Origin of the sequence: Pseudomonas cyclaminis (assembly GCF_015163715.1) — a bacterium.
In the GTDB taxonomy this organism is placed as follows: Bacteria; Pseudomonadota; Gammaproteobacteria; order Pseudomonadales; family Pseudomonadaceae; genus Aquipseudomonas; species Aquipseudomonas cyclaminis.
The window spans coordinates 39,865-47,344 of record NZ_JADDUM010000186.1 but is presented as its reverse complement, the minus strand read 5'-3'; the positions used below and the strand labels follow the sequence as shown (position 1 = coordinate 47,344).

Here is a 7,480-nt window from a genome sequence, read left to right as displayed (position 1 = left end):
GCTCACCACAACAAGCCCGCTCACTACTGAAAGCCTGTTGACCATAGAAAGCCTGTTGGCCACAGAAAGCCTGTCGACCACAGAAAGCCTGTTGACCACAAACAATCGGTTCACCACAGGAAAGCCGGGGTTCACCGCCCGCAGTCACCCAATCCTGTTGAATCCTTGCCTGATCCTCTGAACATCACGGCTATCGCATAGATCCCCCCCGCGCAGTGGTCTAGAGTTCGACGATGGGCGACTTGCAGTCGCACCACTCCTATAAGAAATCAGCACCACCAACCGATGATCAGCAGGTGAGCCAGCCATGGAATTACGTATCAACCAAAAGGCCTATCAGGTCGATGCCGAAGCCGACACGCCGTTGCTGTGGGTGATCCGCGACAATCTGGGCATGACCGGTACCAAATACGGCTGCGGCCTGGCCCAGTGCGGCGCCTGTTCGGTGCTGGTGGACGGCAATGTGGTGCGTTCGTGCGTCACACCGGTGGCCGGGGTCGTTGGCCGCGAGATCACTACCATCGAGGCCATCGAAGCCGATGACGTGGGCAAGCGCGTGGTCAGCGCCTGGGTCGAGCACCAGGTCGCGCAATGCGGTTATTGCCAGTCCGGGCAAGTGATGGCGGCCACCGCGCTGCTCAAGCACACGCCCGCACCCACCAAGGAGCAGATCGACGCGGCGATGGTCAACCTGTGCCGGTGCGGCACCTACAACGCCATCCATGCCGCCATGGATCACTTGGCCACCGGGAAGGAGACTGCTGATGAATACGCCAGCATTCATCCCGGGTGAGCCTATCAACCTGTCGCGTCGGCGCTTCCTGGCGAGTACCGCCGTGGGCGCACTGGTCATCGGTTTTGGCCTGCCACTGGGCTCGGGCCGGGTGCAGGCGGCCACCGGCGCCGCGGCCGAACGCGGTACGCAGGTGCCGGCATTCCTGGAGATTCGCCCGGACGGCACTGTTCGCTTGCTCAGCCCCTTTATGGAAGGCGGCCAAGGCACCCACACCGCCATGGCGCAGATTGTCGGTGAAGAACTCGACGCCGACCCGGCCACCTTCATCGTCGAAGCCGCGCCACCCGGCGAAGCCTATGTGGTGATGGACAACGGCATGCGCATCACCGGCGGCAGCATGTCGGTACGCATGAGCTACCCGACCATGCGCCGCCTCGGCGCCCTCGCCCGCGCCATGTTGCTGCAGGCCGTGCCGAGCAACTCGGTGTGCCCGTGGGTGAGCTGACCACCCAACCCGGCCGCGTGATTCACGCTGCATCCGGCCGTTCCCTGGGTTACGGCGAGTTGGCCGGTCGGGCCCTGGACATGCCGGTGCCTGACGCCGCAAGCATCACCCTGCGCGACCCGAGCCAATTCCGCTGGATCGGTAAACCGGTCAAGCGTGTAGACGCCTACGACAAATCCACCGGCAAAGCGCTGTACAGCATCGACCTGAAAGTCGACGACATGCTCCACGCCGCCGTGCAGCACGCGCCGCGCCTGGGCATGACCGTGGGCAGCCTGCGCAACCAGGCGCAGGTCGAAGCCATGCCCGGCGTGCACTCGGTGCATCAACTGCCCGGCGCCGTGGCGGTCGTCGCCGAACGCTGGTGGCATGCCAAGCGTGCGGTGGAAGCCATCCAGGTCGACTGGCTGGAACCCACCGCCGACTCCAAAGTCCGCGCCATGCCCGCTGACTTTTCCAGCGATGGCTTTCGCGACTTTCTCGCGGCCCAGCAAGGCCCGGCCCGTGACGATGAAAACGAAGGCGATGTGGCCGGCGCGCTGAAAAACGCCAAGACCCAGGTCGAAGCCACGTACCACAACCAGTACGTCAACCACGCCCAGTTGGAGCCGCCTTCAGCCCTGGCGCGTTTCAACCCCGACGGCACCCTGGACATCTGGCTGCCCAACCAGGCGCCGGACATGTTCCGTGCCGACATCGCCAAGCGCACTGGCCTGGCGCCCGAGCAGATCAATCTTCATTCGCCGCTGCTGGGCGGTTTTTTCGGTCGGCACTTCCTGTATGACTCGGCCAGCCCTTACCCGCAGGCCATTGCGCTGGCCAAGGCGGTGGGCCGTCCGGTCAAGCTGATCTGGAGTCGTGAAGAAGAGTTCCTGCGCGATGTGCTGCGCCCGGTGGCGGTGGTCAAGTTCCGCGCCGCGCTGGATGCCGACGGCCTGCCCGTCGCCATCGAAGCGGTCAGCGCCACCGAAGGCCCCAGCGAAGCCATCGCCGGCAAACAGGGCGAAAAACTCGACCCCACCGCCCTCGAAGGTTTGTCGGGCAAGAGCTACGCCATCCCCAACAAACGCATCGCGCAGATTTACGTCAAAGGCCCGGCCATGCTCGGCTACTGGCGCTCGGTGGGTAATTCGCTGAATGACTTCTTCTACGAAGCGTTCCTCGATGAACTGGCGGACCAGGGCAAGCGCGACCCCTATGAGTTGCGCCTGCATCTGCTGCGTGACAACCCCCGGTTGACCACCTTGCTCAAGGCCGTGGGCGAGTTGTCCGGTGGCTGGAAACGCGGCCCCTACACCGCCGAAGACGGCACACGACGGGCGCGTGGCGTGGCCATGGCCTCGCCGTTCGGCTCCCACGCGGCAGTGATTGCCGAAGTGTCGATTGAACACGGCCAGGTGAAAGTGCACCACATCTGGGAAGCCATCGACCCTGGCAGCATCGTCAACCCGGCGATTGTCGAGGCGCAGGTCAACGGCGCGGTCGCCCTGGGACTGTCGCAAACCTTGCTGGAGGAAGCGGTGTACGTGGACGGCAAGCCACGGGCGCGCAATTACGACCTTTACCCGATCCTGCCGCCGTCCCGCATGGCGCGGGTGCACGTAAAGATCATTGAGAGTGGTGAAAAGATGGGCGGCATCGGTGAGCCTCCGCTCCCCGCTGTGGCGCCGGCCGTGGTCAACGCGGTGGCGCAATTGACCGGCCAGCGTGTGCGCAGCCTGCCATTAAGCCGACACACTTTCAGCTAACCGAGCGAGACCGCCCATGAACAACCGTCGATTCGCAAGAACCGTAGGCTGGCTCGCGCTGCCCTGCGTCGTCGCCGCCGGCCTGCTGGCCTGGTATGTCACCCGCCAGCCCGCTACACCGTTTGAAGCGCCACATGCAGCCAGTGCCGACCCGGCCCTGGTCAGTCGCGGCGAGTACGTCGCCCGCCTCAGCGACTGCGTGGCCTGCCACAGCCTGCCCGGCAAGGCACCGTTCGCCGGTGGCCTGGAAATGGCCACGCCGTTGGGAGCGATTCACGCCACCAACATCACCCCGGACCGCACCCACGGGATCGGTACTTACAGCCTGGCCGATTTTGATCGCGCAGTGCGTCACGGCGTGGCACCGGGCGGCCGCCGGCTGTACCCGGCCATGCCCTACCCGTCGTATGCCAAGCTCAGCGACGACGATATCCAGGCGATGTACGCGTTTTTCATGAAAGGCGTGCAACCGGCCAACCAGCCGAATATCCCCAGCGATATTCCCTGGCCGCTGAACATGCGCTGGCCCATCGCCCTGTGGAACGGCGTGTTCGCACCGACCGCCACCTACGCCGCCAACCCCAATCAGGACGCACTGTGGAATCGCGGCGCCTATATCGTCCAGGGCCCTGGCCATTGCGGCAGTTGTCACACGCCACGGGGCCTGGCCTTTAACGAAAAGGCCCTGGATGATTCCGGCAAGCCGTACCTCGCCGGTGCCCTGCTCGATGGCTGGTACGCACCCAGCCTGCGCCAGGACCCCAACAGCGGCCTGGGCCGCTGGAGCGAGCCGCAGATCGTGCAGTTCCTCAAGACCGGCCGCAACCAGCACGCGGTGGTCTACGGCTCGATGACCGAAGCGTTCAACAACTCCACCCAGTTCATGGCCGACGACGACCTGGCGGCCATCGCCCGCTACCTCAAGTCGCTGCCCGGCGACCCGCAGCGCGACGGCACGCCCTGGCAGTACGTAACCGCCGACGTGCGCCCGGACGTCCCCGGCGCCCACACCTACGCCACCCGCTGCGCCTCGTGCCATGGCGCAGACGGCAAAGGCCAGCCCGAGTGGATGCCACCTCTCGCTGGCGCCACTTCGGCCTTGGTCAAGGAGACGGCGTCAGCGATCAACATCACCCTCAATGGCGCACAACGCGTGGTCGCCGCTGGCGTGCCGGATGCCTACCGCATGCCGGCGTTTCGCGAGCAATTGTCCGACCAGGAAATCGCCGAAGTGCTGACGTTTGTGCGCGGCACGTGGGGCAACCAGGGTGGCGCGGTAGACGCCAAGGCGGTGGGCAAACTACGCGGGCATACGGACCCTGCGAGCAGCAGTCCGATTATTTTGCATATGCGTTGAAGATCGCTCTTGCGGCCCTTTCCCCGGCGTGGTCAGTGACCTGAGCATGCCGCGGAATAAAGGGGCAATGTGCACCAACTCAGTATTGACCCGGCCCCGTGCACGTTGAGCTATCTGACTGCTCGCCGGTTCAAGTTCGCCTCTTCTGACAATTAAAACAGAATCCTTCTACATAACGGATTGGCCATTACGCACGCAAATATGTTGGCAACTTCAGCAAGATCGAGACCCAACTGACCGAGCGGAACATGGCAAATTCACACTACTTATGGCTGGCCATCTTCCTGACTGACGGTTTCTTCAACTGCTTTTTAATACATATAAAGTATGCATAATGAAGACATTCAGGATTCAATACGATGAGGCAAAAAACATCGCCAACCAGCAAAAGCACAAGGGCATAACCCTGGCCGACGCGGAACCGGTGTTCAACGATGAGATGGCCCTGACCCTACAAGACTACGATCACGATGAAGAGCGCTGGGTGACCATGGGCAGCGACGCGAGGGGACGAATTCTGGTAGTGACGTACACTTATCGCGATCCAAATTTCGTACGCGTTATCAGCGCCAGGCTCGCATCAAGAAATGAACGGCGTCGTTATCTGGAGGCTTGAACAATGAAAGACGAATACGATTTCACCCACGGCAAACGTGGTGCTGTCGCCAGCAACAAGGGCAAGACCCGGATCACCATCATGCTTGACGACGCGGTCATCGAAGCCGCCCGTGAACGCGCCGAAAGCGCCGGTACGGGCTATCAAACCGTGATCAACAATCTGTTGCGTCAGGCGTTGATTTCCCAACAAGCACACAATCTGGCTCCCGCCCCCAAGAAGCGGGCTAAAACTCTGCACGTTATCAACAATGGCATCAGCCTCTCTGAGGTTGAAGCGCTTGAACAGCAACTCATCGCTGTCGCTGGCGAGCTGAATCGAGTGCTGGGCACATCCAGATCGGTCGATTGACCAAGGTTTCTACCGAAGTCGACCAGGGCATACCAGGCGGTCAAAGCGCCTCAGGCAGAAAAAACCTGCGTGCGCTCTGTGCCGCTGGTGCGTGCCTAAGGGGTTGCTGCCGAGCAAGCTGTGCCTGAAGCTGTGCGACGGCATCCAACACCCGATGCGCCCACTGCTCGTCCTGGGGGTCTACCACCACCACGCGAAAACCGTGGTCCTGGCCTTCACTGCGCACACCTTCGGAGTCATCCACGTGCAGGTCGATGTCGAACGCCGGTGGGAATTTCGACGGTGCATTGGACAGCCCATGCGCCGTGAGGGCGTGGTTATGCAGCACGCTGTTGACCACGCCGTCGACGCGGATGCCGTACAGCATCAGCCAGCGCCGGATATAGGACGGCGTACGCCCGGACGAGGTATAGACCCAGATGCTGCAACCCTGGCGCCGCAGTTCGCGGGTCAGGGAGCGCGTGCCGATGCGCAGCGGCTCACCCAGCCAACGGTGCACGCAGGCCGCAGCCGGCTAGGCTCGACGTCGCAGTGGTGGAGCTGGCAGGCCAGGGTGTCGTCTATGTCGAACGAAATACGGATGCGCGGGCGCTTGAGCAACTGCGTCGGGAGGAGGCGCTGCATGGCCTGCCCTGCCCTCGCGAACAGGCGAGAACCGCTCATCAAAGGCCCCCTTGATAGACAGGCAAGGGCGTGGCCGGGAGAAAAAACCTCAGCGGATCCGGTGCCTGTTCTTCCAGGAAGGCGGCGTATTTTTTCTTGATCTTGGGTAATTCGTACAACGCCCTGACCCCATGTTTGGCTGAGTTGCGGATGACCGACGAAGGGTTGAAGTAACCCTCGGCGTTCTCCAGCGACAGCACGAACGGCGGCAAACCTGCACGCATCAGCAGATAGCTGACGATCAGCGAGCCGCTGCGGTGGTTGCCTTCAATAAACAACTGCGGCTTGCTGAGGATGCGCACATACACCCCGGCTGCCCGCTTCCAGACGGATTCACTGCGATACGCGCAGTACCAGTTGTACAAGTCCTTGATGCCGCCCTCGACGTTGTTGAAGAAGTGTTCTTCGGTCGCCGCCAGGTGCTGGGCGTATTCCAGGCGGCGCCTCGGGTCACTGCCGCAGAGTACGGTGGCGTTGATCTCCAGCATCAGGTTCAGTTGCTGAAGGTCAAACAGGTCGACGCCCCGCGCCACATAGTCGTCAATCAGCGCATAGCCTTCAAGCACGTTGTGCAGCACTTCGTCGGTCAACGGATCGCGTGGCTCGGTGAAGTCCTGGCTGAGCGTGGCAAAGCGCTGCTGCACCTCACGCAGTGCGCGTTCAATCGCAGGCAAATCAAGGCGTCGCGTTGCAGGCATCAGCTGAACTTACCCGTGATGTAGTCCCCGGTCATTTGCTCGCGCGGGTTCTCGAAAATCTGCGCCGTAGGGCCCATTTCAACCAGATAGCCAGTGCGCGTGCCCTGGGAAATATCCACCGAGAAAAACGCCGTGGTGTCGGCCACACGTATGGCCTGCTGCATGTTGTGGGTCACCAGGGCGATGGTGTAGTCCTTCTTCAGTTCGACCATCAACTCCTCGACCCGCCGCGTGGCGATCGGGTCGAGCGCCGAGCAGGGCTCATCAAGCAACAGCACTTCCGGCTCGGTGGCGATGGCGCGGGCGATGCACAGGCGCTGCTGCTGACCACCGGACAGCGACAGGCCGCTGACCTTGAGCTTGTCCTTGACCTCATCCCACAGCGCGGCGCCTTGCAGGGCGTGCTTGACGCGGTCGCCCAGGTCGCCTTTGTAGCGGTTCAGGCGCAGGCCAAAGGCCACGTTATCGAAGATGCTCATGGAGAACGGGTTCGGCTGCTGGAACACCATGCCGATATAGCGGCGCACCACCACCGGATCCACGCCCTTGCCGTAGACGTCCTGCCCGAGGAAGTGCACGTGGCCCTCGAAGCGGAAGCCCTTGACCAGGTCGTTCATGCGGTTGAGGCTGCGCAACACGGTACTTTTACCGCAGCCGGACGGCCCGATGAAGCCGGTGATCTTGTTCTTTTCGATCGGCACATGGCTGTCACGCACGGCCATGAAGTTGCCGTAGAAGATCTTGTCCAGCTTGCAGTCCATGACCACAGGCGCCTGGGTGACAAACGGAGCGGCTATTTGCGCAGT

Annotated in this window: 7 protein-coding genes and 2 pseudogenes; 6 read left to right on the top strand and 3 right to left on the bottom strand. The window is 62.4% G+C overall.

Annotated features, from left to right (window positions below):
* The 6 genes and pseudogenes from IQK56_RS30910 to IQK56_RS21780 form a co-directional block, all read left to right on the top strand.
* Nucleotides 1-181, top strand: a 181-nt coding sequence (locus IQK56_RS30910; RefSeq protein WP_206691921.1) for a hypothetical protein, incomplete at its 5' end; no start/stop codon positions are given.
* 126 nt (nucleotides 182-307) lie between these two features.
* Nucleotides 308-793 carry a (2Fe-2S)-binding protein gene (locus IQK56_RS21800; RefSeq protein WP_193864333.1) on the top strand — a complete coding sequence of 162 codons (486 nt, stop codon included), beginning with the start codon at nucleotides 308-310 and terminating at the stop codon, nucleotides 791-793.
* Nucleotides 765-2,989: pseudogene (locus IQK56_RS21795) on the top strand (xanthine dehydrogenase family protein molybdopterin-binding subunit). Before IQK56_RS21800 ends, IQK56_RS21795 begins: the two are co-directional and overlap by 29 nt.
* Before the next feature lie 16 nt (nucleotides 2,990-3,005).
* Entirely contained in the window at nucleotides 3,006-4,346 is a 1,341-nt protein-coding gene (locus IQK56_RS21790) for a cytochrome c (protein ID WP_193864335.1), read from the top strand.
* 334 nt (nucleotides 4,347-4,680) lie between these two features.
* Complete coding sequence (locus IQK56_RS21785) at nucleotides 4,681-4,962, top strand: BrnT family toxin (RefSeq protein WP_150761241.1); 282 nt, start codon at nucleotides 4,681-4,683, stop codon at nucleotides 4,960-4,962.
* Nucleotides 4,963-4,965: 3 nt separating this feature from the next.
* A complete protein-coding gene (locus IQK56_RS21780) occupies nucleotides 4,966-5,313 on the top strand; it encodes a BrnA antitoxin family protein (RefSeq protein WP_099584528.1) in 348 nt (115 codons plus the stop codon).
* Between the two features lie 40 nt (nucleotides 5,314-5,353).
* Here the strand turns inward: IQK56_RS21780 and IQK56_RS21775 are convergent.
* From IQK56_RS21775 to pstB, 3 genes and pseudogenes are all read right to left on the bottom strand, one after another.
* Nucleotides 5,354-5,976, bottom strand: a pseudogene (locus tag IQK56_RS21775) (hypothetical protein).
* Entirely contained in the window at nucleotides 5,976-6,674 is a 699-nt protein-coding gene (locus tag IQK56_RS21770; RefSeq protein WP_193864338.1) for a hypothetical protein, read from the bottom strand. The pseudogene IQK56_RS21775 and the gene IQK56_RS21770 overlap by 1 nt, the downstream one beginning before the upstream one ends.
* On the bottom strand, nucleotides 6,674-7,435 hold the full coding sequence (gene pstB, locus IQK56_RS21765; RefSeq protein ID WP_217284518.1) for a phosphate ABC transporter ATP-binding protein PstB: 762 nt from the start codon (nucleotides 7,433-7,435) through the stop codon (nucleotides 6,674-6,676). The genes IQK56_RS21770 and pstB overlap by 1 nt, the downstream gene beginning before the upstream one ends.
* Nucleotides 7,436-7,480 lie beyond the last annotated feature (45 nt).

Bases quoted from the DNA above. Each gene is read 5' to 3' on its own strand.
- IQK56_RS21780 (WP_099584528.1), top strand. From the start codon at position 4,966: ATGAAAGACGAATACGATTTCACCCACGGCAAACGTGGTGCTGTCGCC.
- pstB (WP_217284518.1), bottom strand. From the start codon at position 7,435: ATGGACTGCAAGCTGGACAAGATCTTCTACGGCAACTTCATGGCCGTG.
- IQK56_RS21770 (WP_193864338.1), bottom strand. From the start codon at position 6,674: ATGCCTGCAACGCGACGCCTTGATTTGCCTGCGATTGAACGCGCACTG.
- IQK56_RS21790 (WP_193864335.1), top strand. From the start codon at position 3,006: ATGAACAACCGTCGATTCGCAAGAACCGTAGGCTGGCTCGCGCTGCCC.
- IQK56_RS21800 (WP_193864333.1), top strand. From the start codon at position 308: ATGGAATTACGTATCAACCAAAAGGCCTATCAGGTCGATGCCGAAGCC.
- IQK56_RS21785 (WP_150761241.1), top strand. From the start codon at position 4,681: ATGAAGACATTCAGGATTCAATACGATGAGGCAAAAAACATCGCCAAC.